Source organism: Legionella santicrucis (assembly GCF_001468135.1).
GTDB lineage: Bacteria > Pseudomonadota > Gammaproteobacteria > Legionellales > Legionellaceae > Legionella > Legionella santicrucis.
Map to the genome: position 1 here is coordinate 15,176 of NZ_LNYU01000005.1, position 25,583 is coordinate 40,758.

The window sequence follows — 25,583 nt, forward strand, 5'->3', positions numbered from 1 at the left end:
TCTTTAAGTCAATGGCAGTTATGTTTAAATATTTTCAATCTTCAAACGCATATTTCAAATCAGCTTGTAAATCATCTAAATGTTCTATACCTACTGAAAGACGAATAAATCCGTCTTCTATTCCTAATGTTTTTCGTTGCTCTGGAGGGATTGAGGCATGGGTCATAATCGCAGGATGTTCAATCAAGCTTTCTACACCTCCAAGGCTTTCAGCCAAAGTAAATAATTCACAGCGTGATAAAAATCGCTTAGCAGCATTTAGGCCGCCGTCAATAACCATGGAAATCATACCTCCAAAGCCATGCATTTGTTCTTTCGCAAGTTTATATTGTGGGTGGCTTTCAAGCCCTGGATAAATGACTTTAATTACCTTGGGATGGCTATCGAGCCAATTTGCTAGATGATGAGCATTCTCGCAATGTCTTTGCATTCGCAAGGATAGAGTTTTTAAACTTCTTAAAACAAGAAAACTATCAAATGGACCAGCAATTCCTCCACATGAGTTATGGAGAAAAGCAAGTTTGTCTGCTAAGTTTGGATCATCACCGACAACTACAACTCCGCTGACTACATCAGAATGACCATTAAGGTATTTGGTGGCAGAATGAAGAACTATATCAAATCCTAGTTCAAGAGGACGTTGAATCCAGGGGGTTGCAAAGGTGTTGTCTGCAACAGCAATTAAATTATATTTTTTTGCGATTAATGCTATTTCACGTAAATTAGCGAGCTTTAGCATAGGATTAGAGGGAGTTTCAACCCAAAGCATGCGTGTTTTTGGTGTAATCGCTGCTTCTATTTTTTGTGAGTTCGACATATCGACAAATGAAAAAGATAAGCCTGATGTACGTGTTTTAACTTTATCAAATAAGCGAAAAGTTCCTCCATATAAGTCATCCATGGCTACAACATGATCTCCAGCATCTAACAAGTCAATGACTGTATTAATTGCAGCCATTCCTGAGGCAAATGCAAAACCACGTACCCCTGACTCCAAACTAGCAATGCATCCTTCATAAGCTCCTCGGGTGGGATTATGTGTACGAGAATACTCATAGCCTAGATGCTCGCCTGGAGCACTTTGTTTGTATGTGGATGTAGCATAAATAGGAGTCATCACCGCACCTGTACTTGGACAAGGTTCTTGGCCGGCATGTATCGCACGGGTATCAAAATGGTTTTTTTTCATTGAGATCTATCCTTTTTAGATAACTTGATTCTTCTTCGTGTATTGTGAAGAGCGATCTTTTCAGACTAGTTGATGTAGGATATTCTAGTGGGGCTTATATGTACAGAAAAGTTTACCTTTCTAATGAGTAGGTGTGTTTTTTGTTGTAGCTTATTCAGACTTCGGTTTTTTATTAATCAGGGCGTTTGACAATGAAATTTGATCTTCTTGCTTTGTTAACAGCAAAATACGCACAGTGGGTTATTATTGCTTTAATTTCTCTTTTTTCTTTATTGATCATTAGTGAATGGTCTACTTTATTTTTTTCTTCAAATGTTCAATCTCCATCTGAAACAATAAATGAAGTACAAGTAACAAAGGTACAGAACTCCTTCGATGCTCTATTGCATACCTCATTATTTGGGGTTTATGTTTCTAATAATTTATCGAGTATTAAAAAATCAATGTTAAATGTAACGTTGGTCGGAATCTTATTTGCTAATAAAATAAATGATTCTCAAGTAATAATACGCTCTGCTAATGGTGAGGAAAAAAACTATAAAATTGGTGATACAGTACCAGGCGACGCTGTAATTAAGCGTATTATGGCTACTGGAATTTTAGTGGATCGACGTGGTACTTTAGAGAGTTTAAGTTTACCTAAAAATGAATTAATCTTTGAGCCAGCAGCAAAGCCTTTGACAGAGGATAAGGATTTATGAGACGTTTATTGGAATTATTAACTATTGTTGTTTTTGTTTTTACTCTTGGGGCTTGTGTTATATCCAGCGCCGTTAATTTGCGAGATGGCATCGATAGTTTTAGAGTTGAAGAGTACCGCAAAGCGTTTATCCGGTTAAAACCAGAGGCTGAAAAAGGCCAACCTGATGCTCAATATGCAGTAGGTTATATGTATTATTATGGTAAAGGCGTTGTAGAAGATCGTAAAAAAGCTTGGTTCTGGATCAATGCTGCAGCCAATTTAGGCCAGCCTGATGCAAAAGAAGCAATTCAAATTTTAGCCCGTGGCGGTTCTTTGAGTTAAACTGAATCTACATCACGGCTCTCAATAAAAAATGGAGATTTCGAATAAATGGAACGTAATTTGCTCACGTCCCACCTATTTATTGAGTCCCTTTATTTTGAGTGTCTCGCGCTGAAATAATGCTTCATAAGTTCTGAAATGTATTGTAGTGATAAGAGATTATTTTGCGGGTAGGTTGAGCTAATCCTAGAGAATTTAATTGTTCTTTTGCAAACCATTGCCCTTGATTTTCGGACAATTGCATGCCTAAAAATATGGTTTTTATACTTAGGGCATTAATTTCTAAATGGAAATGACTAAAACGATGTTTAAAAGCAAGTAATGGTTGGGGATGTTCACCCGATAAATCATAGTTTACTCGGATAAAATCCAAGGGGCATTCTTCTGTATCAATGCTTGGCAAACACCATAAACCGCCCCATAATCCCACCGGAGGACGTTTTTCTAAATAGATATGCCCTTGCTCATTGTGTAAAACTAATAATTGCTGAAATTGGATTGGTATTGATTTTTTAATTTTTTTTGTAGGATACAAATATTGCTCTTTATGCTTAAATGCAAGGCAATCTTTTTGCAAGGGGCAATTAGAGCAATGGGGATTTTTGGTGGTGCAACAGGTGGCTCCTAAGTCCATAATTGCTTGGGTATAGTCAGCACAGTTTTCTTGAGACATGCAGGAATCAGCCAGTTCCCATAATGTTTTTTTGACTTGAGCTTGTTCTGGATAGCCTTTTATCCTAAAAAAGCGGGTTAAAACTCTTTTCACATTGCCATCCAAAATTGCTGCGGGCTTGTTAAATGCTTGCGATAAAATAGCTGCTGCAGTGGAAGGGCCAATTCCTGGTAGTTCATTTAATAATTTATAATCATTCGGGAATATTCCCTGATGATGTTGCAAAATGATTTTTGCAGTTTGGTGAAGATTTCTAGCTCGGCTGTAGTATCCTAGTCCTGACCATAAAGAGAGCACATCATCTTCATGTGCGAGTGCTAGGGCACTAATATTGGGAAAGCGTTGCATAAAACGTTCAAAATAGGGAATAACCGTTTGAACTTGGGTTTGTTGCAGCATAATTTCGGAAATCCAAACCCCATAAGGAGTACGTGGATGTTGCCATGGTAGATTTTTACGACCATGAAGAGCAAACCAAAGAAGTAACGGTTTACTAAATTGCTCATATAATTTTTGTTTATTCACTCTTAATGATTCTTTGTGATGTTTTCTTGTTGACGTACTGTAAAAAAAGTAAGGGTTGAGGTCAATCATTAAAAGAGTTTATCCGGCCTGTTGAAAAACATGAAAAAACTTTACTCAAACTGTCGATAATGATCTAATTTCATATTTTCAATAAGTTATATTATTTTGTATGCACGAAATATTAGCCAATAGAGCTCTATCGGATTTGAAGAATTGATACCTGTTGATCATTTTTAAGAAAAGTGAATCAGTATGTCGATTTTTCTTTTGTTAACAAACTTACTGAAAGTCTTTTAGTCCCAATAAAGCCCGTCCTAGTAGTTCACTCAAGTTCTATATGAGGATAAAATTAATAGTCCGTAAACAATTAGACCAAGGAATCATCGCTTTTGACGCTCTGGGACAAGGTGCTGCGATTAATGCAATGAACAAAAAGGGACAAAGTGCATTGCATCTTGCTACCTTAAACGCCGATAAGAAGACCATCAGCAAAACTCATTGCTCATGGCATTAATGTCAATATTCAAGATAAAGACGGTAATACCGCCTTAATCCGTGCTCTTGAAAAAGTGCTCTACAAAGATAAAAACGAAGTTGGACGCGACATTGCCAAACAATTGATTGCAGCGCAGGCGCAAGTAGATATCAAAAATAATGATGACAATACACCGCTTATCATCGCAGTGCAAAACAAGGACTTAGCCATGGTGAACTATCTGCTGAAACACGAAGCTTGTCTTGAAACCTTTGATGCCCACATGAAAACCGCCTTATTTTGGGCGGCTGAGAACGGAGATGAGGCCATTTTTGATGTGCTCCTGAAACACGGTGCTCAAGTCAATGTGGCTAGTTATCCAGAGGAAAATATGCCACTAATGGCCGCATTAAGCAATCACGATTTTGGTATCGCACAAATAATCTTGTCCCAAAAAGAAGAGGCAATAACACAAAACAACAGACATGGCACTACAGTACTTCATCTGGCAGCTGATAATCCTAAAATCCTAAAGGCCATTCTTACATTATATCCAGAAAATCAACGCTTAGAGGCGGTGATGATTCAAGATAAATACGGCAATACAGTACTCCACCGTGCTGCGACTATGAATCCTGGAGGCTTCAAAACCATTCAAGAATTACGTTGCAAAAAAATAATATAGTGAAAAAATCAGACCTTTTGTGAGCTTATTTATGTTTTTGCGAAACAGTGCACAGAAAACAAGGGGTCTGAAGTGGATAAATTAATAGAGTTGTACTGTTTTTTCGATGATTTTTGTCGGAAATTTTTGCCACGTTTTGAGCAACACATGCTGAATATTTTTGAACGAGCCAGAAGAAGAAAATGCGGTATGTCTATGTCAGAAATCATGACAGTTTTTAGGGGCCATTGAGCAATGTAAAAAAGCTAATTTATTAAATGGTATCCGTGTGATGAATGATAGCATTTTGCTTGATGTAAATGTTTCTCTTAATTCATTTACCTTAAAAAGAAAAAACAAGAGAACACTCAAATTCAGGCCTATTTTACTGTTATTACCTTGAATATCAAAAGATTGGTCTTTATGAAATAGCTCTAATTTTGATCATATTGTTCAACAGGCGGTTATCGTTTTTTTAATCTATCAAGGATAGAAAATCCTGCTGTATGACCCCTAGAAAAATTAAAGAGGATTCGCAAAATGCCGATATATAGTCTATCGTTTTAAATAGCATCAGTTTCAGATAAGAATTTTTATGAGATCCAGTTTGTATCGAGATTTGTTCGAGATATTCAGTCAAACGTTTAATCGAAACTAACGTTAAATAAGGACCTATTGTATTTAGGATGAGTACCCAATCAAGGAGAGATATATGCGCCAGAGTCAGTATGAAATCGTTGTATTAAAACCTACGGCTGCCTTCTTATCATTTCTCACGTCAAAGTTACCCGGGATTAAATTACCTGATTTAAGATTGTTACAAATTGATAATACTGCATATGCTTTGGAAAAACACCATTCTGATAAAGTCATTCTTGATCAAATAGAAAAACATTTTCCAATTATGTTTCATCATGAAATTTCTCGTTGGTTAGGAGATAAAGTACAAAACGAAATAAATATAAATTTCTTTGATTTTCTTTGTTGTTTTAAATTTGAATTACATCATCATATTCTTTTGATGGAACCATCAATTGAAAAGGGACGTCAATTATTATTAATTCAACCTCGTTTAACATTGCTGAATTCGATTAATTCCACAGAAAAAAAGCAAGAAGGTTTGCAAGATGTTGTCGAAAAAATACAATTAAATCAGTTAATAAAAAATACAACTGTTTTAGTTAGAAATTTCTCTAATTTGACTGAAATAAAACCGTTTATCAAAAAAAACTTTTTTTCAATATCTGCAACTGCAATGAGGCATATACTGGATGAGTCTGAACAATGGCCAGTTATTGATTCTTTTCAAGTTTTTAATCAGTATTTCGCAATTGATATACATACTCAATTAATACATTTGCAAGAACCCAATATTAGTTCAAACAGATCCACGGCGTTCAGATACCGCGAATAAATCCTGAGGGATAAAACTAAAAAAATGCTTTTGATCCATTCGCTACTTGGATCGTTCAGTCTAGAAGAGCGAAGTGTTGTCGCTAAGCTTCAGATAACGCCTTAACGACTGAGCTTAAATGGTTCGGGTAGTCATGGAGCTTCAGTGGCACAATTTTGTGAAGTTCTATCAGGCATATAGCGCGGGCATAGCAGGTGAGAATGCATGTTAACAACCTCTGTAAAAGTAGGGATCTATTTCAAAAAATATCAATTAACATTTGCGTGAAAATTATTCTTCTAAGTCAATTAGTGACTTTTTTGTTGTTATATATTACAATCCTCCTGCATTTTGGGGAAATGCGAGATTTGGAGCTAATTGGAGGAGATTTATTAATGGCAAGAGATCGTTTTTTGGGATTTATTTCTTTTATTTTATGTTTCATTCTGACGGTTCCTGGATACAGTTTAAGCGTAAACTCACTACTTCCAGATGAGCAAAACACAGTTACAGTCTTCCATGAGGCATCGCCTAAAGTGGTTTATGTTCACAGATTAGCAACTGTAACCAATCATTCTTTAAAAAAAATGCAAATACCAGCTGGTGCAGGTTCTGGTATTGTTTGGAATAACAGTGGTTATATAGTAACAAATTATCATGTGATAAAAGGAGCTGATAAGTTAGCAGTTACTTTAGACAAGTTGACTGTACCAGCAAAAGTAGTTGCCGCAGAGCCACGTAAAGATATTGCTGTGTTAAAGATTGATTCACCACAAGCACTAGCCTTACTTAAAGGGTTTAAGCCATTTGAAATAGTACATTTTAATGATCTTATGGTGGGACAAAAAGCGATCGCAATAGGTAATCCTTTTGGTCTCGATCATAGTTTATCTAAAGGAGTTATTTCTGCATTAGGTAGAAAAGTTCCAGGAATTGGTGGGGTGACGATTCACAATATGATTCAAACAGATACACCAATTAACCCAGGTAATTCAGGTGGCCCATTGTTAAATAGCGCAGGCCAATTAATTGGTATGAACACTATGATTTACTCTAATTCAGGCTCATCTGCCGGAATTGGCTTTGCTGTCCCTGCTGATGATATTGAACGTGTTGTAACACAAATCATTAAAAATGGCCGTGTTGTGTTATCTGGAATCGGTATTCAAAGCGTTCCGTCTAATATTTCCCATCGATTAGGAATACAGAAAGGAATACTCATTGCTGATGTTTTACCGAATACCCCTGCAAGTAAAGCCCACTTACGTGGTACTCACAAAGATGCTTGGGGTCGTATTGAATTAGGTGATATTATTGTTGCCTTGAATGGTCATGCAGTTCGAAACTATGATGTTTTATATAATATGCTCACTGAAATCAAAGTAGGTGAACGAGTAACGGTTTCTATTCAGCGCGGTAATAAACAAATGGATGTTACAATGAGAACAATTGATGTAGCTGGAATTCAGTCATAAATAACGTGAGTTCGACGTAAGGTATTTACATGCCTTACGTCGTTAAACGAACGTTATCCCATAAAATGCGTAGCAATTATAGGGGATCCAGCTCTAAATAAAATCAGTTCAATATAAAAAATGATGTTTATTTTTATATTAACTTGCATTAAATAAGAAAGTCATATAATGCAGCGAGATGATACGAGTTTTTCTTGCTGCATGATGACTTTATACTAGGGAGAATAGGGATGTTATTAAATAAAGATGATTCGCTTTTATTATTAATTGATGTACAAGAAAAATTAACACCAGCTGTACATAATAGTGAAGCATTGATAGACCACTGTGAATGGTTACTCAAATTATCACAAAGATTAGGCGTTCCTGTTCTGGTTAGTGAACAATATCCACAAGGACTCGGTTCAACTCTTAAGCAATTTCACCCTTATTTTAATCAACAAGAATGCATCGACAAAGTGTGCTTCTCCTGTATGGGCGAGCCCAAATATACAGAGCGCTTAAAGCAATTTCAAAAAAAACAGCTCATCCTTATTGGTATTGAAACTCATGTTTGTGTTTTGCAAACTGCACTAGAAATGAAAAGTGAAGGATATGATGTTTTTGTAGTCGTTGATGCAGTAAGCTGTCGTGGTGAACAAAATATGAAGTATGGATTAAAAAGAATGAAACAAGAAGGAGTTCATTTGGTTACTTCTGAAATGGTATTTTTTGAATGGCTAAAAAAGGCAGGAACTCCCGAATTTAAAATATTAAGTAAAGAGTTTTTTAGTTAAATAACGTAATTAGTTGAAGAGAAGCTAAAACAAAGTATGCATTAAAACAACTGATTTTGTTTTATTTTGCTTGATGATAATTCATGGAGAGTAGATAGTGAATTTTTTAAATCAAATCGTTTTAATTACTGGCGGTGCTTCGGGTATGGGAAAAGCTTGTGTTCAATACCTACAGCAGCGTGGGATGCGTGTTGTTGTTTGGGATAAACAAGTTGACGAACAAAGTGAAGCAGATTTATTTATTAGTTGTGATGTGACCCTTGATGAATCTGCCGAAAAAGCAATGCAGCAGACCATAGAACAATTAGGCGTGCCTCGAGTTTGTGTTAATTGTGCCGGAATCGCGCCAGCAAAGCGCATTGTTGGAAGAGATGGCCCCATGCCTTTAGCTGCTTTTAAGCAAGTAATCGATGTAAATCTTATTGGTACTTTTAATGTGATGAGGGTAGCTGCTCATGCGATGAGCCGCTTGGAGTTGGAGAATAACTCCCAGGAACGAGGAGTGATTATTAATACTGCTTCGGTTGCTGCTTTTGAAGGCCAAATTGGCCAAGCGGCCTACAGTGCTTCGAAAGGTGGGGTTGTTGCCATGACTCTCCCTGCAGCTCGAGAATTAGCTCAATTTGCGATTCGTGTAAATACAATTGCTCCGGGTTTGATCGCTACGCCAATGTTGCTAAATATGCCTCAAGAAGTACAAGATAATTTGGTGGCAACAATGACTTTTCCTAAACGTTTTGGAAAACCTAGCGAGTTTGCCGCATTGGTCGCTCATATTATTGAAAATGAGATGATGAATGGGGAAGTGATACGTCTCGATGGAGCTCTTCGTATGCAGTGAGGTTATTGAGAATATCTTAGGTAAATTATTTGAGTAAAATTCTCGTGTCCAGGATAGGCACTCGAGTATTCCATTAAGATTTCAGAAAAGCGAATAGCGAGCTTTTCTGAAAAAAATAGCTCGGATTTAGAAAATTCTCAATGAAAAGATAATAGGGTAATTGTATGGATTTGTTGATAAATAGGCTAGTTTTTATTTTTTATTCGCAATTTTTTAATCAACGATGATAGGTTCTTTTAACATCCTCATAGCAATTTTGTCACTATCAATCTGATAATTGCCTAGTGCGATTTCGGCTTTAAAATATAAAACACGAGCTTCATTAATTTCTGAAATTTCTTTTAGGGAGTTTTTTATTGCTTCTAGTTGTTTAGAGGTTTCATTGATACTGATGCGTGATGAGGGAGTATCAACTAAATTTTTAACTTCTTCATGGATTTTTTTTAAATGTTCCTCTACCTCTGTTGTTTTTACAGGAGCTATATCACTGATTGAATTTAACATAATTTATCCTCAAGTATATTCGACTTCTCTCTTTATCGACTTCTTTTAAAAAATCTTTAGATATTTTTATTGATTTTTTTTGAATGATGAGCTTACTTAAGTTCTTACTCTTTCTCCTTAACGAAAGCGTTCTAAGATTCTATTATTTATCAAAGCCATTCCTACTTGCAAAAAATAGCAAAACACTTAGTATGCTCATATTCTGATGAATATCAGATATGTCAATTTTAGGAGTGTATAAATGGTGATTCGTGTCAGTTTATATATAGTAATTTTATTGATTTTCCAGATATCAGCTTATGCCGAGAGCCACCGCCCTCAGGAATTTTTACAATCAATTAGTGGAACCAAAAATGAAGGAGAACAAATTTATAATCATTTCTGTGTGAATTGTCATGCAATCAAGCCATTAATTTCTATAGGCGCACCAAGAATTGGTGAAAAAGATGATTGGAAAACACGCTTAAGGCAAGGAATAAGTATCCTTTTTAAACATACAAATGAAGGTTTAAATGCAATGCCCCCTAGAGGTGGATGTTTTGAATGCACTGATAAACAACTTATGTTAGCGATTCAATACATGTTACCCAAGAACTCTGAACAATAATCATTACTCCTTTGGTAGCTCATAAAAAATACAAAAAAGCAAAAAAAATTACAAAAAAACCTAAACCTATTTTTAAAACTCCCGATAAATAAGATAAAAAAGAGGGAGAAAAAAGTGAAAAAATATCTCGTGTTAGTTCCCGTATGTGCATTAGCAGCATCTTGTGCCTCTATGGATCGATCAGTGCCTATTGTGGATGACGCAGGTTATACTCACTATACAATGAGCATGGGTGCTGATCATAAAGGGTCTAATTATTTTCCGGTGAAAAGAGAAGCAACAGGAAAAAAAGTTATTGTATTTGATCCAAAAGCAACGGCTTGGGCGGCTTACGATAAAGATGGGAACAGGGTAAATACTGGCAGTGCTTCTGGAGGGAAAGACTTTTGTGAAGATGAAGGCAAGCCCTGCCATACAGTTACAGGAACCTTTAGTATTTATTCCAAGAAAGGTGAGGATTGTACCTCTAGTATTTATCCTCTTGAAACTCATGGAGGAGCAAGAATGCCATATTGCATGCATTTCCACGGAGGATATTCCATCCATGCAGCATACGAAGTACCTAATTACAATGCAAGCCATGGTTGTATTCGTGTATTACCAAGTGCCGCAAAATGGCTAAATGAAGATTTTGCTGATATTGGGACAACAGTAATTGTAAAATCATATTAAAACTCTAGCTTAATAACATGGTTATCTCCTATTGCCCTGCAAATGCAGGGCTTTTTTATTTTTTAAATAAACGACATTTATAGTTCAGCTGCTTTGATTCTGGCATGCTTATTTATATTCTTTTGTAGTGAGTTGAATGAGTTCTACTGTTTTTTTCATAGGAACAACTTGCTAATAACCGAATCGACATTTACTATCGTATTTTTTTAAGCGGATCTGATTAAGTTATGATTCTTTGTATTGATGTGGGGAACTCACATATTTATGGCGGTGTTTTTGATGGCGATGAGATAAAACTGCGTTTTCGTCACACATCTAAGATAAGTACCTCAGATGAATTGGGTATTTTTTTAAAAAGTGTTTTGCGAGAAAATAATTGTTTACCAGAATCAATTAAACAAATCGGCATTTGTTCTGTTGTTCCTCAAATTGATTATTCTTTGCGTGCAGCATGTGTTAAGTATTTTTCTATAGAACCCTTTTTATTACAAGCAGGAGTTAAAACGGGATTAAATATCAAATACCGTAATCCTGTGGAAGTTGGAGCAGATAGAATTGCCAATGCAATTGCTACTACTCATCTTTATCCCAATCAAAATGTGATCGTTATTGATTTTGGTACGGCAACTACTATTTGTGTGATTAGTGCACAAAAAGCCTATATGGGAGGAGCCATTCTACCTGGAGTTAGACTTTCAGTAGATGCTTTATCAAAAAATACTGCTAAATTGCCGGCAGTGGAGATAATAAAAATAGAAAACTCAATAGGACGCTCGACCATCGAGAGCATTCAATCTGGTGTTTATTATGGCGTTCTGGGTGCTTGTCGTGAGTTGATTCAACGCATGACCCAAGAGGTTTTTGGTGCAGAAAAGACTTTAATTTTAGCTACTGGAGGATTTGCATCATTATTTGAAAAACAAGGCCTATACGATCATTTAATGCCAGATTTAGTACTTCAAGGAATACGCTTAGCTGCATTGATGAATAATTGATTTTGATTCGTTATTTTAATCATCGAGCATCATGATGAGCGTTTTAACCTTAAGAAGGCAGGGAAAAGCCTTCCCAGAAATAAACAAATAGTTAATCAAACCCTAACCTTATGATTTCCGCCTGTTTTAATCTGTTTTTTCAAAACGGCTTTTCTTTATTATTTCGAATATGCTCATTATTTTTCTATATAGATTTTTTTTTAATCGTTTATTTTAATCCTCTTAAATAAATTACTTAAAAAGCAATTTTTTATCTTGACGCATGGAGAAATGTGTTTCTATAGTGTATAAAAGTGGAGTAAAATAATAAAAAAGTGGAGAATTGTGGAGGAATAAAAACCTTCACATACAGAAAAGCATGTTTCGGGGAATAAATGCCATTACTATCGATACAAAAGGACGCTTAGCTATTCCTACGCGTTATCGATCGGTGTTGGGGGCTGATGAAAAAATTCCTTTAGTAGTGACTATTGATACCGAAGAAACATGTTTGTTGCTGTATACCGCAGCTCAATGGCAAATCATTGAAAATAATTTGCAAAAACTACCCAGTTTTAATGCCGCTGCACGAAGAATACAACGTTTATTGATTGGTCATGCAACTGATGTCGAAGTAGATACAAATGGACGCGTGTTGCTGCCAACAGTTTTGAGGAATTATGCGCAGTTGGAAAAAGATGTAGTGATGATAGGCCAAGGTAATAAATTTGAAGTCTGGAATAAAGATATTTGGGAAACTCGGCGTGAACAATGGTTAGCTGAGGAAAGCTCTGGAACTTCTGGTTTACCCGATGAAATGAAAACGTTTTCTTTGTAATGGAAACAAAATATGGCAACACATCAATCCGTATTATTGCATGAATCAATAACAGGCTTAGCCATTAAAAGCAGTGGTGTTTATTTTGATGGTACTTTTGGACGAGGCGGCCATAGCAAGGAGATTCTACGTCATTTAAATGAAAAAGGCCGTTTGTACGCTATAGATAAAGACTTAGATGCCCTCACGTATGCTAAGGAGCATTTTGACCAAGATAAACGCTTTCATATATTTCAGGGCTCTTTCGCAAGAATTGAAGAATTTGCAACTGAGGCGGGTGTATTGGGAATGGTGGATGGTATTTTACTTGATTTAGGCGTTTCTTCACCACAATTGGACAATCCAGAAAGAGGTTTTAGTTTTATGCAGCAAGGTCCATTGGACATGCGTATGGACAGATCTCAACCAATGAGCGCAGCACGCTTTGTTAATGAAACAGAAGCTGATGAAATGGCCGCTGTTTTTAAACTTTACGGGGAAGAGCGTTTTGCTGGAAGAATAGCAAAAGCAATTGTTGCCGCACGAAATATAGCCCCGATTTCTACAACTTTACAATTAGCAGAAATTGTAAAAGAAGCAAATCCCAAATGGGAAAAACACAAGCATCCTGCAACCCGGGTGTTTCAAGCAATTCGGATTTATATCAATCAAGAGCTCAATGACTTAAAGAGCTGTTTGGAACAATGTATCCATGTTTTGGCACCTAAAGGCAGATTGGTAGTGATTAGTTTTCACTCACTTGAAGATCGAATTGTCAAACAATTTATGAAGAATAAGGAAGAAGGCGCTAAACCACCTCCTGAAGTACCTATACGTTATGAAAAATTAAAAACAAATTTTAAAAGAATGGGTAAAGCCATAATGCCGCAAGCAAATGAAGTAAGCGAGAACATCAGGGCTCGAAGTGCAGTACTTAGAATAGGGGAGAAATTAGCATGAACGCTGCAGCGAAAGTGATCAACCAAGAAGGTACTTTATTTAATGGTCAACTGGCAGATATACATATGTCTAAATCACTATACATGCTGGTTATATTATTAATAGCTGTATTGGTAAGTGCATTGGCTGTTGTTTACAGTACTAATTCATATCGTGTAACTTTAAATCAAGTAGAGCAACAAGAACAACTCACTCACTACTTACAGTTGCAATGGGGACAATTACTTCTAGAGCAAGCGAGCTTGGCTACCCCAGCTCGTGTAGAAGAGCTGGCAAACGATAAATTACAAATGGTTTTACCAACCTCTAAAAATACTTACTGGTTGCAAGCTCAGCAGTAGAAGTTTTTATTTCAAACGAGTACCATTGCTACAGGTTATGAATGGTAGATATCCATGAAAAAATCAACCCATCTAAATAGACTTATCATTGTATCTGCTTTCTTTTCTTTGCTTTTACTCATTTTAGTTTTGCGAATGATCGATTTAACTGTTCTTCATCGACAATTTCTCCAAGGCCAGGGCAATGCACGAAGTTTACGAGTAGTAGATATTCCGGCTCATAGAGGGATGATTATGGATAGGAATGGTACTCCTTTGGCAATTAGTACCCCTGTAGAATCAGTCTGGGTTAATCCTAAGGAATTTGCTCCAGACAAAGAACAGTTTATGTCTTTGGCAGCATATTTAAATTTTACCCCCCAGCAACTAAGCCGCAAAATAGTAGATGCTGAAAAAAAAGAATTGGAATTCATTTACTTACAAAGACAATTACCTCCTCCTTTGGCGAAGCAAATAAAGGCGCTTAAGATCCCTGGCGTGAATTTTCAAAAAGAATTTAAACGTTATTATCCTGATTCAGACAGTATTTCACAGTTGGTGGGTTTTACAAACGTAGATGATCAGGGTTTAGAAGGTATAGAGTTAGCCTATCAAGACTGGCTAAAAGGGGTTGTCGGTAAAAAAAGAGTAATTAAAGATCGTTTAGGTCGAATTATTGATGAATTAGGAGTAATTAAAGAACCACGTCCTGGACGTGATATGGCTTTAAGTATTGATAGACGATTGCAGTATTTGGCATACAGTGAGTTAAGCAAAACCGTTGATGAGTTTGCTGCAAAATCCGGTTCCGTGGTAGTAGTTGATACCGAAAATGGTGAAATTTTAGCCATGGCTAATGTTCCTTCTTATAATCCAAATTCACGTGGCCGTTACGACAAAGATACTTATAGAAATAGGGCAGTTACGGATACATTTGAACCAGGATCTGTAATCAAAACGTTCAGTATAGCAAGTGCTTTAGAAACAGGATTGTTTAAACCTTCAACTATTATTGATACAAATCCTAGCTGGATGGTTGTTCATGGCCATGCGGTACGTGACATCCATAATTATGGTGTTTTGGATGTGACGGGTGTATTGCAACACTCGAGTAATGTTGGGGTAACAAAAATGGTTTTGGCTAGTCCTCCAGAACAATTAATAGGGCTATTACAACGTTGTGGTTTTGGCCAGCGTACAGAAAGTACTTATCCTGGCGAAAGTGAGGGTGGAGTTGTTAACGCCAAAGATGCTAATCCTTTCGTTTTGGCTACTTTAAGCTTTGGTTATGGCCTATCTGTTACGGCATTACAATTGGCAAAGGCTAATATGATTTTTGCAAATCAAGGAAAACTAATTCCAGTAACGTTGTTGCATAATGATCCACCTACCCCCGGAGTACAAGTCATAAAACCTGAAACAGCACAACAGGTTCTACATATGATGGAAGCGGTTATGAAAGATGGGACAGGTCGAGCTGCAAAAGTACCAGGATACCGTGTAGCCGGAAAAACTGGAACAGCACGTGTAGCAGGAAAAGATGGATATAAAGATAAAAAATATACTGCGAGTTTTGTAGGTATTGCACCGGTTTCAAAACCTAAATTTGTTGTAGTGGTTATAATCCATCAACCTTCTCGCAAAGGATATTATGCGGCCGCTGTTGCAGCTCCTTTGTTTACAAAAATCATGTCCGGATCGTTAAGATTGTTTAATATACCTACAGATGAATTAGTGGGATAAATTTAATCTATTCTGCGCAGATGGGAATTCATTTACAAAGGCAGCACAGTGTTGTATAAAAAATAGATTCTCCGTCATTTTGAGGATGACTACTTGAGTTTTGGATAAGCGCTCGAATCATTTCGGGCTGAAGAACACGGCCATTGACTTTAAGACGTTGGGATATATTTTAACAATTAGGAATGGGCTCATGAAACTTTCACAATTATTAAAGCCTTGGATGAAACAATCGGCAACGGATTGTATGCTTACTGGCCTAGAAAATGACAGCCGCCGAATTCATCCAGGAGATTTGTTTATAGCCTATGCAGGTACTGCAGCTGATGGTCGTTTATTTATAGATAAGGCTGTTAACTCTGGAGCGGTTGCAGTTGCTTATGATCCGGCTGATTTTCCTAAAAATTGTGTATTACCCGAATCAGTTCCGTGTATTCCTGTACCCAAATTATCGATGCAACTTTCTAATATTGCAAAAGAATTTTATGATAATCCAGGATGTTTTTTAAATATAACAGGCGTAACAGGCACTAATGGAAAAACAACAATTGCATATCAACTTGCTCAAGCACATCATTTACTAGGACAAAAAGCCGCCTATATAGGTACCATTGGTCAAGGAAGTATGAATGAATTACAGGCATTGGATAATACGACTCCCGACTCTCTATATTTACAGAAATTATTGCATCAATATAAGAATCAGAATATGCGACAAGTATGTATGGAAGTGTCTTCTCATGCACTAGCGCAGCATCGCGTCGATGATCTTGAGTTTAAACAAGCGATATTTACTAACTTAACTTTAGATCATTTAGATTATCATCATAGTATGGAAAACTATGCTGCGGCAAAGTCATTATTATTTGCCAGAGAATCCTTAGAATGGGCAATTATCAATCAAGATGATGCTTATCATAAGATTATGGCTGCTTCTATTAAACCCCAAGTAAAAAAATTAACTTATGGAATTCATCAAGATTGTGATGTTAGAGCTAAAAACTGGTTTATGGATATTTATGGCACGAAAATCGAAGTGTACTCACCTTGGGGGCAGCATCAAATAAAAATAAAATCTTTAGGACAATTCAATATATACAATAGCTTAGCAATATTTAGTAGTTTATTAGCTGCTAATTATACGCCTGAACAGGTAGTAGAGATAATGACTCAACTAAAAGCTGCTCCAGGACGTATGGAAATTGTTGCCCATTCTCCGTATGTTTTGGTTGATTATGCTCATACGCCTGATGCTTTAGAAAACGCTTTAATGACTTTAAATCAATTGAAAAAAGGGCGTTTATGGGTAGTATTTGGTTGTGGTGGCGATAGAGATAAAACCAAAAGACCCATTATGGGAAAGGTTGCTGATAGGCTGGCGGATCAAATTGTTATTACGAGTGATAATCCTCGTACCGAAGAGCCCCAAATAATTATCAATGAAATTTCACAAGGTATTACTCTATCTTCTAAAGTCATTCAATTAGTAAATCGCGAGGAAGCAATTGCTTATGCGTTAGATAAAGCAGATGAAAACGACGTTATTCTGATCGCAGGAAAAGGACATGAATCGTATCAGCAGATTGGTGCTGTGAAACATCAATTTTCTGATCAAGATGTAATAAGAAGGTTAATCCAAAAATAAATGATTATATACTGGTGATTTTGATTTAGCCTGAGCAAATTCTACATCAAATTTTGCCCAGGCATTGATTCTTAATGTGCTTTATACATAAATTGTTTTAATTTCATTGGGGAGATTTCATAATACCCTTTGATAGCAATTGCCAAAACGTCTTTCTTGCCTGATTCATAAAAACAAACTACCTCCTCATTATATGAATCAGGAATGCCAACGCCACTCATCTTTGATAAAATTTGATTGGTTTTTTCTAGAGTTTCTCCCTCTGAACCCGCTTTTATGGGTCCAATGGCGAAGCCCCAATCCGAATCTGTGTTGTAATGGTGAACTGAGTATCCTACATAATGATTTCGATCGACTATTGAGGCTTTATTGATTCCTATTTTTTGAATTTCACCGAGATCAGGACATACCACATCTTGGGCAAAAGTAGAACCAGCAAAAATTAAAGCAGCTGTGAAAGAGGCTAACTTTGTTCCTAAAGACATTATAAATACTCCTTTATTTTTATAAAAAACCGAGATGAGAGTAGCATTTGAATTGCTAATTTACAATGAACAAAGTTAATCTTAATGACATTAAATACAATTATGGAGCATTTTTATTGATTTACATCCCCAATAAGAATCTCGTTTTTTTATCAAAAATCCATTCCATAGAATACTGACAAAAATCATGACGATTTTGATGCTGTTTGCGTAACTCTATAAACGCAGACTTTTTATCTATAGCTTTTTTTAAACTCAATGTTTCTTCAATGGGGTTATAAAGGACTAGCACTGATTCATACCATAATTTATTTTTTTCTAAATGAATGGTTTTTATCATTTGAGGCGTGAAAAAATGAGGTATTGGCAAACTCATAATTTGGTGTAAAGAGGCACTAACCATAGCTACAGCAGCATATTTTGCTTCAATACTGTGGCCTGCTATATGAGGCGTACAAATTAGCGCTTTATCAATAATACGCTCATCAATTGCTGGCTCATTTAGATATACATCAGTGCAATAAATCAGGGATTTTGGTTCAGTAAGTAGGCTATTTTCATCGATAATTCCACCTCGTGCTGCATTAATAATAATGCAGCCGGGCTTTAATTGCCTCAGAAAATTTTGATTGATTAAATTTCGACTAGGAAAGGGGTGATTGTCATGTAGTTCTGCATGAATGGATATGAGATCAGCTTGATATAAATCTTCTAGAGAACAACTTTGAAAAGCATCAGATTCACGCATCGCTTTGAGTGGATCATAGTGAAATACTTGGAAACCTGCTGCTTGCAACCGTGCGGAGACTTGGATTCCCACCTTACCTAAACCTATTACACCTGCTTTATGCCCTTGAATAAAATGGCGTTGCTCCAGAAAGGCAAGACAGGCAACAACATAATCAGCAACAGCTCGAGCATTGGATCCTTTGGCATCTATGATTTGAATATGTTGTGAGTTTAACCAGGAGTGATCGAGATGATCAGTGCCAGAACTTGCAGTAGCTACATACCTTATCGAATGATTTTCTAATAAAGCTCGATTTACATTAAGCGTAGAACGGCAAAGAAGTATATCCTGTCCAACAAGTAAGTGAGCAAGTTCATTGGCATGATAATAACGTATTAAGTTAAAAGGTTTAGGAAACGCTTGCTCTAATCCTGGAAGGGATGCATCAGCTAAAATATTCATATATTAAAAATGGCACTCAGTGCAAGCAAGCCTAAATTGATCAATGGCGTTAATATGATACCCAAAGCCCCAGTAAATACTAAAAGTAGTAGAATAAAGAATCCATAAGGTTCTATTTTTTCGTAAGCAATAGCTTGTTTAGGAGGTAAAAGACTGCTCACTACTCGGCTACCATCCAATGGAGGAATAGGAAGCAAATTTAAAGTAGCTAAAATCAAGTTGATCAATATTCCAGCTTGAGCTGTGGCATAAAGAAAAAGTACAGCCATCGAGGATCCAGGATTGAGTATTAATGAAATTTTATAACAAGCCGCCCATATGAATGCCATAAGTATGTTTGCAAAAGGTCCCGCAAGAGTAACAAAAATCATGTCGCGGCGAGGGTGACGAAATTGCCTCCAGTTAATAGGAACCGGTTTGGCATAACCAATAACGAAATTAAATTGAGTCAAAACACCGACCAACAAAGGAATGAGTATTGTACCTATAGGGTCAATATGACGGATGGGATTTAGGCTTAAACGACCAAACATTTTTGCAGTAGTATCTCCACATCGATAAGCGATGTAAGCATGAGCTGCTTCATGTAAGGTAATTGCAAGCAAAATAGGAATAGCCCAAATACATATTTTTTGAATTAAAGTAAATTCCAACATTAAAAATGACCCATGATCAAAGTATTCTGATTCTAACGAATTGTGACTTGAAATAACAAGTAAAAAAGAGGTCAAAATATGTTCATTATCAATATTATTTCTTTATAATCTGATCCTTGAGTCGTTGGAAGCTGATTAGGAGCACTACTCAATGTACGAGTTCTGATTCAATTAGACGCGAATCATACTCACGCAATACAATGTAAAAAACAGAATTTTTACAATAAAATAAAGCGCCCCAAACCAATAAGTTCAAATAAAAACCAATAAGTTGATTGATTGATCTTGGGGTGATAGAATGCGGCCAAATTTAACTAGCCTAGGAGAGAAAATGCCAATGTTAAATCCGTTAACACCTGAAATGAAAGATGCTTTAGGTAAAACACTTGGACCTCAATATGAAACACTACTTCAAAAAAGTAAACATGAATCACTTAGAGATAACCAAGATGCTATTAAGTATGTGGATTCTGTAATAAGAAGATATAAGGCAATTGAAGGAACTTCTACTAGTGAAAGCAGGAGAGAACCTTTTCTTGCGCAATTAAAAAAGCATGCCGGAGAAGTCGTTGCTGTATCATTTTCAAAACCAGGAGATGTAGCATCTCGATTAAAAGAAGTCGATTTTTCTAATGATTCAATCGATGAAATTACTAAAGGGATGGAACAACCTGGAGTCAATGATGATGATCTAGCTACTCTTATTACTTCAGTAGTTACTAGTGAAACTTCTTTGCTGTCTGGTAATAGCCATCATCATGGCCATCCTTCTGCGTACAGTCATTTCCATGGTCATCGGTAATTAATTTATAAGGAGAGTCATCATGTTAGTGATGAATGACTGTGCTATTGATCCGGGCGATATTTTGTTTGTAGTTACCAATAGCAAAAAGCCTTTGGCCCTACTCAAGCAAGCAGCACAATCACTAACAACATCTCGGAGCAAACATGGACATAGAGAAGTTATTTCTGTCTTTGTTTGCACCGGAAAGAATAAATATGGAATAATTTGTAATAATTTTGAACGAAATCTTTCCTTATCCACTGAGTCATTTATTAAAACGCTACAAGAAAAAACTGTAGAAGAGTTGTCTGTACTGCTTTTAAATTACTGCACTAAAGAACTTACCCTTACTCGAATAAAAGAAGCACTTGCAACTGGTCCTCGCTGGATGATGCGATTGGCTAAAAATATGAAAGGGATAGAGGATAAAGATGAGCTTATTGAACAATTTCTTACCGCATCCAAAGAAAATAAAGATCGCTTAATCCAACTATTAGTCACTTTTTGGCGTGCCACAGGACAAGCTGAAATTCTCCCTGTGGTTAATTCCAGTTTATTACTTTTTAAGCATACCGATAGCAAAATAAGACAGCAATTTCTTGATGCGTATTTAGAGCAAGTGAAGCTGACCGAAAAACTTCATGCGCAAGGGAAAGTGCGTACTAGTCTTTGGGTGCTTATCAAATCTTTTTTTAAATGGTCAGGCCAAGATAAAAAAGATAGGGAAAAAAATCCCCCTTCAGAAGCCACTTATTGTTCACGTAATCTAATACAAGTTCTGAATCAGGTAGATCCTAATTTAGTCGATCGAGGTAGGCATGTGTTACCAAAAGCTTTGGAGGCAGGTCTTAGAGAGGCTACAAAAAGAAAAATACAGGTAGATGGTACTGTTAATCAACAACAATTCGATGATTTTGAGGATATGATTGCAGCACAAGAACAATTACTTCCACCGTTTACTTTGCAGATTTTACCTTCCGCAGGTCGAAAGCTGATGAGTACTTTGTTAGAGGTGGTTGATAATGAAATTATGCGAATTGAATCTAAGTGGTGGGCTAATGAAGCTGATAGGAAAAAAGCATCTGATTTGAAAAAGCTTTTATTACCTTTCCGTAGTCCTAAATATCAAGCATATCCCATTAATTTGCAGGTTGATATTAGTTTAGAGCTTCTTGCAACGTTACTTCCTACCCTGCAAAGAAAAACTGGTCTTTTAGGAGAGTGGTTTCCAGCAACCTCGTATTCTAATGTACGTGCATTTGCTCGAACTCAAGGTATTTTTGATGGTGATATTCGTGAGGCAGTGAATAAACTAAAAAACAAACCTTCTATAAACATTATAAAAGAGCAGAATGTTCAAGAAGAGAATTTTGAGCAGCCTGAAAAATCTGCAAAAAGTCAAATATATATTTTTGCAGATTGGTCATTCTCCAGCTGGCCAACAAGTAAACGTGAACTTTTACTAGAACATATGATCGGTTTACTTGCTGCAGGTCATTCCTTATATACCTGGGAGAATGCGCAACTGGTTCAAATGAATAAAGAATCCTTGCAAAAAGCGATTAATGGCGAAGATTTTGATGATTTGCTGGCTTCTAAATTAATGCCAGCAACGAGATCTAAACTGGCTCAACAGGCAGAACAACAACAATTAGATATAACAAAGATACAATTTCTTGACTATAAAGCATGTCAAAACCTAGTCGAGGATCGTGAAACGCTTGAAGTAAAACTTAATCATGTTGCTCCTTTATTTGCAACAAAACTTGATGATTATCATTTGGGGCAAGCCAAGCAAGATATTATTGATATTGAGATTGCAAATGTCGAGAATAACCAAGTAGAGCGAGTCAGACTACAACAACTCAAAGAGCGTATTGCGGCACGGATGAATGTGAAACAAAAAACGTTTCAAAGTGGCATTGATACAAAGGCATTTTTTTCTCAATCTCAATACAGAAAACCGATATTTAAATCTGTTGATTTAATCACTTTGACCCCATCAAGTAAGTATTACCGTAATGAAGTATATTCTGATTTAATTATTAACGAGACTCCATCTTCTCCATTCCAATATTTCGAATTATTAGGAATGAATGCTACTGAAAATTTAGTTCATTGTAAGTATAGATTTCATACTAAGGGAATAACAAAAGATCTAATAAAAAGAAGGAAAGAAGAGTCAACGCTGACGTTGTTTGAAGGAGAAAAGAGTTTTTGTCTGACAAGAGACTGGCAAGCTTTGCCCTCCTTGGATCCGAATGAAAAATTGTTGGATATCGCCATTAAGGGATTAAAAAAAGATGATTTTGAAGTAAAATATTCTAAAGAAAATCACCTCTACTACATCCGTTTAGCTAAACCCAAAGCAGTCCCTATAGATGCCACAATTCATTTACTGCTGCGTATGCCCAAACATTATAGAGTAAACCCTGTATTTAATACTTTAACAAAGAGTCCAGAGTATCCAGAGGTTCATCGTTTATTAATGAAGTATCTAAAGTTTGGCAAAGATCATGGAGCATTACGTGATTCTATCGGAGTTAGCATTCACAATGGTCATGAATATCTTAATGAAGCGCGAAAACTAGGTATTGCAAGTTGTCGCTTAAGAGCTATTGCATTTAAAGAAGAAATGAAACATTTATATCCCGAAATCCCTGTTTCTATTGTCGTTAACTCCGATCACTGTTTTGTTGAAATGAAGCTAGACGGGGCGTGGCAAAGATATTGCCTTGGAGGATATAGAGATACCCCAAGTTTGATGGAGTCGATGAAAGAGGATATTTTAACCTCTCTAAGATCTGATTCAAGGAAACATCGGTTTTTTAATGAAAAAACAACAACATCTCAAACTAAGGCACCTGTTGAGCAAGTGGCAATGGCCCATGTGATCTAGTTGACGTAAGCGAATCATTACCTCTTCACTGTCTATGAGCGAACGTGGGCTTACCAGAGTTGTTCGGGGTGAGGAAGTGCAAAGCGTCTCGAAACCTTAGTACAACTTTTCAAGTGCTGTGCTAAGATTTCGAGATGGCCTAAATACCTTCTTAGCGAACGGCTCTAAGTAAATCCACGTTAAGTTAAGACCCCATCTCTCCTTTTGCCTTTTAAAATGTCGAGCAAAACTTAAGGCTAATTGGAAGGCTTGGAATAACAGTTTTGTGGACATATGTAACTTAATGGGAGTAGTGTATCTTTTCACCCAATGCAGTCAGGTAGGTTCTGGATCTGAATAAACTCCATAATTCAAATAGGAGACTTTGATTATGATTTATTGAATGGTTACAATGGATTAAAAATAATGAGGTGATAGGGATATGTCATTAATCGATAAGATATTAGGAAAACCTCTAACCTTAAAGGCAAAAAAAAAGCAAGAACTATCTATTTTAACAGGAATTCCTGCATTAGGACTGGATTCTCTATCCTCGACCGCTTATGGCCCAGAAGCAGCACTCACCGTTTTGTTGCCAGCAGGTATCATAGGATTGCATTATTTTTTTACGATTTCTCTATTAGTTGTTCTTGTCCTTATGTTTTTATTTTTTTCCTATTTACAAACAGCCGCAGCTTATCCAGAAAAAGGAGGAGCTTATATTGTTGCTAGTGATAATTTGGGTAAGAAATATGGTTTAGGTGCAGCAATTTCATTAATACTGGATTATCTATTAAATGTTACGGTTGGAATATCAGCTGGAGTAGGGGCTATAGTCTCAGCAATTCCATCATTACATCCTTATACTCTTGTGTTATGCCTTGCGATTTTACTGATGCTTACAATAATTAACTTGCGAGGCCTTCGTGAAACAGGAGTACTTTTTTTAATCCCTGTGGTTATTTTTATATTGTGTATGTTAATTACTATAGTCATTGGTGTCATGGATGTTTGGGGTAACGGTGGGAATCCACATATAAATATGTCTTCGAGAATGCAAACAAGTCACACTGAAAAAGTGACAGTTTGGATGTTTTTAACAGCCTTAGCTTATGGATTAACTGCAATGACTGGAGTAGAGGCAGTCAGTAATGCAGTATCTTTATTTCGCAAACCAACAGTAAGAAACGCACAATGGACATTAACTATAATTGTTGGTGCGCTTGCTCTATTTTTAATCTTCATTGGTTATCTTTGTCCCGCTTATCAGATTTTGGCGATGAACCAAAGTCAACCTGGTTATCAAACCATATTGTCTCAATTAGTTGAAGCAACAACCGGAAAGGGTGTATTTTATTATATTTCGATTGCCAGTATTTTTATTGTTTTAGCCTATTCTGCACAAACAAGTTTTTCAGGTTTTCCGAGAATATGTCGTTTACTTGCTGAAGATAATTATTTACCTTATTTTTTTGCTGAGCGTGGAAGGCGTCTTGTTTTCTCAGTCGGAATTATTATTTTGGCAATTTTTTCTGCGGTCATTCTGATAGCTTTTAAAGGAATCACGAGTAATCTGATTCCATTATTTGCTGTTGGTTCTTTTAGTGCTTTCCTCTTTTCCCAGATTGGTATGGTAGTCTATTGGTTACGACAGGAAAATAAAAAAGCAAGTTATAAGTTAGTAGTCAATGCCTTAGGTGCTTTAGTAACTGCAATCGCTTTGCTTATTATTATCATTACAAAATTTATAGAGGGCGCCTGGATAATTATTGTTCTAGCGCCTACACTCGCATTTTTAATGCACCGTATAAAACTTCATTATAAAAAAATTGCTCATGAAATTAAAAATCCAATTAAGATAAATCCTAATTCCTTAAAACCTCCTATAGTTATTATCCCTATACATGGTCTAGATTTAATCGCTGAAAAAGCAATACAATTTGGAATGTTACTTTCAGAGGATATTACAGCTGTTTTTATCGATGCTGGTTATGAGGATGTTGAGGGATTGCAAAAGCTTTGGCATGAAAAAATTGAGATACCTGCCAAAAAGGCAGATAAAAAAATTCCAAAGCTTGAAATTATTAAATCTCCATATCGTCGTATTTATAAACCCTTATTAAATTTTGTAAGTAAGGTAAGAAAAGATAGGAAAAATGAACTTATTGCGATTATTATACCTGAATTAGTAGAGCCTAAATGGTATGAGTATTTGTTACACAATATTCATGCAACAGGTTTACGTGCGTTACTTTTTTTAGAAAGAGAGCCTCGTATTATTGTAATTACAATACCTTGGTATTTGCGTTAATAA

The 25,583-nt window shown here is 36.3% G+C and carries 25 protein-coding genes; 19 read left to right on the plus strand and 6 right to left on the minus strand.

Annotated features, from left to right (window positions below; genetic code table 11):
• Positions 1–34: 34 nt before the first annotated feature.
• On the minus strand, positions 35–1,189 hold the full coding sequence (locus Lsan_RS00935) for a trans-sulfuration enzyme family protein (protein WP_058512669.1): 1,155 nt from the start codon (positions 1,187–1,189) through the stop codon (positions 35–37).
• A 191-nt stretch (positions 1,190–1,380) separates the two neighbouring features.
• Here Lsan_RS00935 and Lsan_RS00940 point away from each other — a divergent pair, with 191 nt between their 5' ends.
• Positions 1,381–1,890, plus strand: coding sequence for a type II secretion system protein N (locus Lsan_RS00940; RefSeq protein ID WP_058512670.1), 510 nt, complete (start codon positions 1,381–1,383; stop codon positions 1,888–1,890).
• Positions 1,887–2,213, plus strand: coding sequence for a tetratricopeptide repeat protein (locus Lsan_RS00945; RefSeq protein ID WP_058512671.1), 327 nt, complete (start codon positions 1,887–1,889; stop codon positions 2,211–2,213). Before Lsan_RS00940 ends, Lsan_RS00945 begins: the two co-directional genes overlap by 4 nt.
• Before the next feature lie 124 nt (positions 2,214–2,337).
• On the opposite strand, the gene mutY is transcribed toward Lsan_RS00945, so the two are convergent.
• The gene (gene mutY / locus Lsan_RS00950; RefSeq protein ID WP_058512672.1) at positions 2,338–3,411 is read right to left on the minus strand and encodes an A/G-specific adenine glycosylase; all 1,074 of its coding nucleotides are present in this window, start codon (positions 3,409–3,411) and stop codon (positions 2,338–2,340) included.
• Positions 3,412–3,748: 337 nt separating this feature from the next.
• Here mutY and Lsan_RS21905 point away from each other — a divergent pair, with 337 nt between their 5' ends.
• The 6 genes from Lsan_RS21905 to Lsan_RS00975 all read left to right on the plus strand — a co-directional run bounded on the left by Lsan_RS21905 (position 3,749) and on the right by Lsan_RS00975 (position 9,035).
• Entirely contained in the window at positions 3,749–3,925 is a 177-nt protein-coding gene (locus Lsan_RS21905) for a hypothetical protein (RefSeq protein WP_157068278.1), read from the plus strand.
• 55 nt (positions 3,926–3,980) lie between these two features.
• A complete protein-coding gene (locus tag Lsan_RS00955; RefSeq protein ID WP_058512673.1) occupies positions 3,981–4,571 on the plus strand; it encodes an ankyrin repeat domain-containing protein in 591 nt (196 codons plus the stop codon).
• A 691-nt stretch (positions 4,572–5,262) separates the two neighbouring features.
• Complete coding sequence (locus Lsan_RS00960) at positions 5,263–5,964, plus strand: hypothetical protein (RefSeq protein ID WP_058512674.1); 702 nt, start codon at positions 5,263–5,265, stop codon at positions 5,962–5,964.
• A 374-nt stretch (positions 5,965–6,338) separates the two neighbouring features.
• Entirely contained in the window at positions 6,339–7,418 is a 1,080-nt protein-coding gene (locus Lsan_RS00965) for a S1C family serine protease (RefSeq protein ID WP_058512719.1), read from the plus strand.
• A gap of 230 nt (positions 7,419–7,648) precedes the next feature.
• Entirely contained in the window at positions 7,649–8,194 is a 546-nt protein-coding gene (locus tag Lsan_RS00970; protein WP_058512675.1) for a hydrolase, read from the plus strand.
• Between the two features lie 97 nt (positions 8,195–8,291).
• A complete protein-coding gene (locus tag Lsan_RS00975; protein WP_058512676.1) occupies positions 8,292–9,035 on the plus strand; it encodes an SDR family NAD(P)-dependent oxidoreductase in 744 nt (247 codons plus the stop codon).
• A 213-nt stretch (positions 9,036–9,248) separates the two neighbouring features.
• Here Lsan_RS00975 and flgM read toward each other — a convergent pair whose 3' ends face one another.
• Complete coding sequence (flgM, locus tag Lsan_RS00980; protein WP_058512677.1) at positions 9,249–9,539, minus strand: flagellar biosynthesis anti-sigma factor FlgM; 291 nt, start codon at positions 9,537–9,539, stop codon at positions 9,249–9,251.
• Between the two features lie 241 nt (positions 9,540–9,780).
• On the opposite strand from flgM, the gene Lsan_RS00985 reads away from it, so the two are divergent.
• From Lsan_RS00985 to Lsan_RS01020, 8 genes are all read left to right on the plus strand, one after another.
• Positions 9,781–10,146 (plus strand): c-type cytochrome, encoded by a 366-nt coding sequence (locus tag Lsan_RS00985; protein ID WP_058512678.1) that lies wholly within the window; start codon positions 9,781–9,783, stop codon positions 10,144–10,146.
• Between the two features lie 114 nt (positions 10,147–10,260).
• The gene (locus tag Lsan_RS00990; RefSeq protein WP_058512679.1) at positions 10,261–10,818 is read left to right on the plus strand and encodes a L,D-transpeptidase; all 558 of its coding nucleotides are present in this window, start codon (positions 10,261–10,263) and stop codon (positions 10,816–10,818) included.
• A gap of 227 nt (positions 10,819–11,045) precedes the next feature.
• Positions 11,046–11,813, plus strand: a complete 768-nt coding sequence (locus Lsan_RS00995) for a type III pantothenate kinase (protein WP_058512680.1) — start codon at positions 11,046–11,048, stop codon at positions 11,811–11,813.
• 358 nt (positions 11,814–12,171) lie between these two features.
• Positions 12,172–12,630, plus strand: coding sequence for a division/cell wall cluster transcriptional repressor MraZ (mraZ, locus tag Lsan_RS01000; RefSeq protein WP_058512681.1), 459 nt, complete (start codon positions 12,172–12,174; stop codon positions 12,628–12,630).
• Between the two features lie 12 nt (positions 12,631–12,642).
• Positions 12,643–13,569 carry a 16S rRNA (cytosine(1402)-N(4))-methyltransferase RsmH gene (gene rsmH / locus Lsan_RS01005; RefSeq protein WP_058512682.1) on the plus strand — a complete coding sequence of 309 codons (927 nt, stop codon included), beginning with the start codon at positions 12,643–12,645 and terminating at the stop codon, positions 13,567–13,569.
• Positions 13,566–13,910 carry a cell division protein FtsL gene (ftsL, locus tag Lsan_RS01010; protein ID WP_058512683.1) on the plus strand — a complete coding sequence of 115 codons (345 nt, stop codon included), beginning with the start codon at positions 13,566–13,568 and terminating at the stop codon, positions 13,908–13,910. Before rsmH ends, ftsL begins: the two co-directional genes overlap by 4 nt.
• A gap of 54 nt (positions 13,911–13,964) precedes the next feature.
• Positions 13,965–15,632 carry a peptidoglycan D,D-transpeptidase FtsI family protein gene (locus tag Lsan_RS01015; protein ID WP_058512684.1) on the plus strand — a complete coding sequence of 556 codons (1,668 nt, stop codon included), beginning with the start codon at positions 13,965–13,967 and terminating at the stop codon, positions 15,630–15,632.
• A gap of 190 nt (positions 15,633–15,822) precedes the next feature.
• Complete coding sequence (locus Lsan_RS01020) at positions 15,823–17,274, plus strand: UDP-N-acetylmuramoyl-L-alanyl-D-glutamate--2,6-diaminopimelate ligase (protein WP_058512685.1); 1,452 nt, start codon at positions 15,823–15,825, stop codon at positions 17,272–17,274.
• A gap of 71 nt (positions 17,275–17,345) precedes the next feature.
• On the opposite strand, the gene Lsan_RS01025 is transcribed toward Lsan_RS01020, so the two are convergent.
• From Lsan_RS01025 to Lsan_RS01035, 3 genes are all read right to left on the minus strand, one after another.
• Positions 17,346–17,759, minus strand: coding sequence for a DUF4949 domain-containing protein (locus Lsan_RS01025; RefSeq protein WP_058512686.1), 414 nt, complete (start codon positions 17,757–17,759; stop codon positions 17,346–17,348).
• Between the two features lie 121 nt (positions 17,760–17,880).
• A complete protein-coding gene (locus Lsan_RS01030; protein ID WP_058512687.1) occupies positions 17,881–18,951 on the minus strand; it encodes a 4-phosphoerythronate dehydrogenase in 1,071 nt (356 codons plus the stop codon).
• A complete protein-coding gene (locus tag Lsan_RS01035; RefSeq protein WP_058512688.1) occupies positions 18,948–19,607 on the minus strand; it encodes a site-2 protease family protein in 660 nt (219 codons plus the stop codon). The genes Lsan_RS01030 and Lsan_RS01035 overlap by 4 nt, the downstream gene beginning before the upstream one ends.
• Before the next feature lie 331 nt (positions 19,608–19,938).
• Here Lsan_RS01035 and Lsan_RS01040 point away from each other — a divergent pair, with 331 nt between their 5' ends.
• From Lsan_RS01040 to Lsan_RS01050, 3 genes are all read left to right on the plus strand, one after another.
• Positions 19,939–20,409: a hypothetical protein gene (locus Lsan_RS01040; protein ID WP_058512689.1), complete on the plus strand. Its 471-nt coding sequence runs from the start codon at positions 19,939–19,941 to the stop codon at positions 20,407–20,409.
• 22 nt (positions 20,410–20,431) lie between these two features.
• Positions 20,432–23,290 (plus strand): hypothetical protein, encoded by a 2,859-nt coding sequence (locus Lsan_RS01045; protein WP_058512690.1) that lies wholly within the window; start codon positions 20,432–20,434, stop codon positions 23,288–23,290.
• Between the two features lie 421 nt (positions 23,291–23,711).
• The gene (locus tag Lsan_RS01050) at positions 23,712–25,580 is read left to right on the plus strand and encodes an APC family permease (protein ID WP_058512691.1); all 1,869 of its coding nucleotides are present in this window, start codon (positions 23,712–23,714) and stop codon (positions 25,578–25,580) included.
• Positions 25,581–25,583 lie beyond the last annotated feature (3 nt).

Coding starts and splice junctions, on each gene's coding strand:
- Lsan_RS00935 (WP_058512669.1), bottom strand. CDS start 1,189: ATGAAAAAAAACCATTTTGATACCCGTGCGATACATGCCGGCCAAGAA.
- Lsan_RS00940 (WP_058512670.1), top strand. CDS start 1,381: ATGAAATTTGATCTTCTTGCTTTGTTAACAGCAAAATACGCACAGTGG.
- Lsan_RS00945 (WP_058512671.1), top strand. CDS start 1,887: ATGAGACGTTTATTGGAATTATTAACTATTGTTGTTTTTGTTTTTACT.
- Lsan_RS21905 (WP_157068278.1), top strand. CDS start 3,749: ATGAGGATAAAATTAATAGTCCGTAAACAATTAGACCAAGGAATCATC.
- Lsan_RS00960 (WP_058512674.1), top strand. CDS start 5,263: ATGCGCCAGAGTCAGTATGAAATCGTTGTATTAAAACCTACGGCTGCC.
- Lsan_RS00965 (WP_058512719.1), top strand. CDS start 6,339: ATGGCAAGAGATCGTTTTTTGGGATTTATTTCTTTTATTTTATGTTTC.
- Lsan_RS00970 (WP_058512675.1), top strand. CDS start 7,649: ATGTTATTAAATAAAGATGATTCGCTTTTATTATTAATTGATGTACAA.
- flgM (WP_058512677.1), bottom strand. CDS start 9,539: ATGTTAAATTCAATCAGTGATATAGCTCCTGTAAAAACAACAGAGGTA.
- Lsan_RS00985 (WP_058512678.1), top strand. CDS start 9,781: ATGGTGATTCGTGTCAGTTTATATATAGTAATTTTATTGATTTTCCAG.
- Lsan_RS00995 (WP_058512680.1), top strand. CDS start 11,046: ATGATTCTTTGTATTGATGTGGGGAACTCACATATTTATGGCGGTGTT.
- mraZ (WP_058512681.1), top strand. CDS start 12,172: ATGTTTCGGGGAATAAATGCCATTACTATCGATACAAAAGGACGCTTA.
- rsmH (WP_058512682.1), top strand. CDS start 12,643: ATGGCAACACATCAATCCGTATTATTGCATGAATCAATAACAGGCTTA.
- ftsL (WP_058512683.1), top strand. CDS start 13,566: ATGAACGCTGCAGCGAAAGTGATCAACCAAGAAGGTACTTTATTTAAT.
- Lsan_RS01015 (WP_058512684.1), top strand. CDS start 13,965: ATGAAAAAATCAACCCATCTAAATAGACTTATCATTGTATCTGCTTTC.
- Lsan_RS01020 (WP_058512685.1), top strand. CDS start 15,823: ATGAAACTTTCACAATTATTAAAGCCTTGGATGAAACAATCGGCAACG.
- Lsan_RS01025 (WP_058512686.1), bottom strand. CDS start 17,759: ATGTCTTTAGGAACAAAGTTAGCCTCTTTCACAGCTGCTTTAATTTTT.
- Lsan_RS01030 (WP_058512687.1), bottom strand. CDS start 18,951: ATGAATATTTTAGCTGATGCATCCCTTCCAGGATTAGAGCAAGCGTTT.
- Lsan_RS01035 (WP_058512688.1), bottom strand. CDS start 19,607: ATGTTGGAATTTACTTTAATTCAAAAAATATGTATTTGGGCTATTCCT.
- Lsan_RS01040 (WP_058512689.1), top strand. CDS start 19,939: ATGCCAATGTTAAATCCGTTAACACCTGAAATGAAAGATGCTTTAGGT.
- Lsan_RS01045 (WP_058512690.1), top strand. CDS start 20,432: ATGTTAGTGATGAATGACTGTGCTATTGATCCGGGCGATATTTTGTTT.
- Lsan_RS01050 (WP_058512691.1), top strand. CDS start 23,712: ATGTCATTAATCGATAAGATATTAGGAAAACCTCTAACCTTAAAGGCA.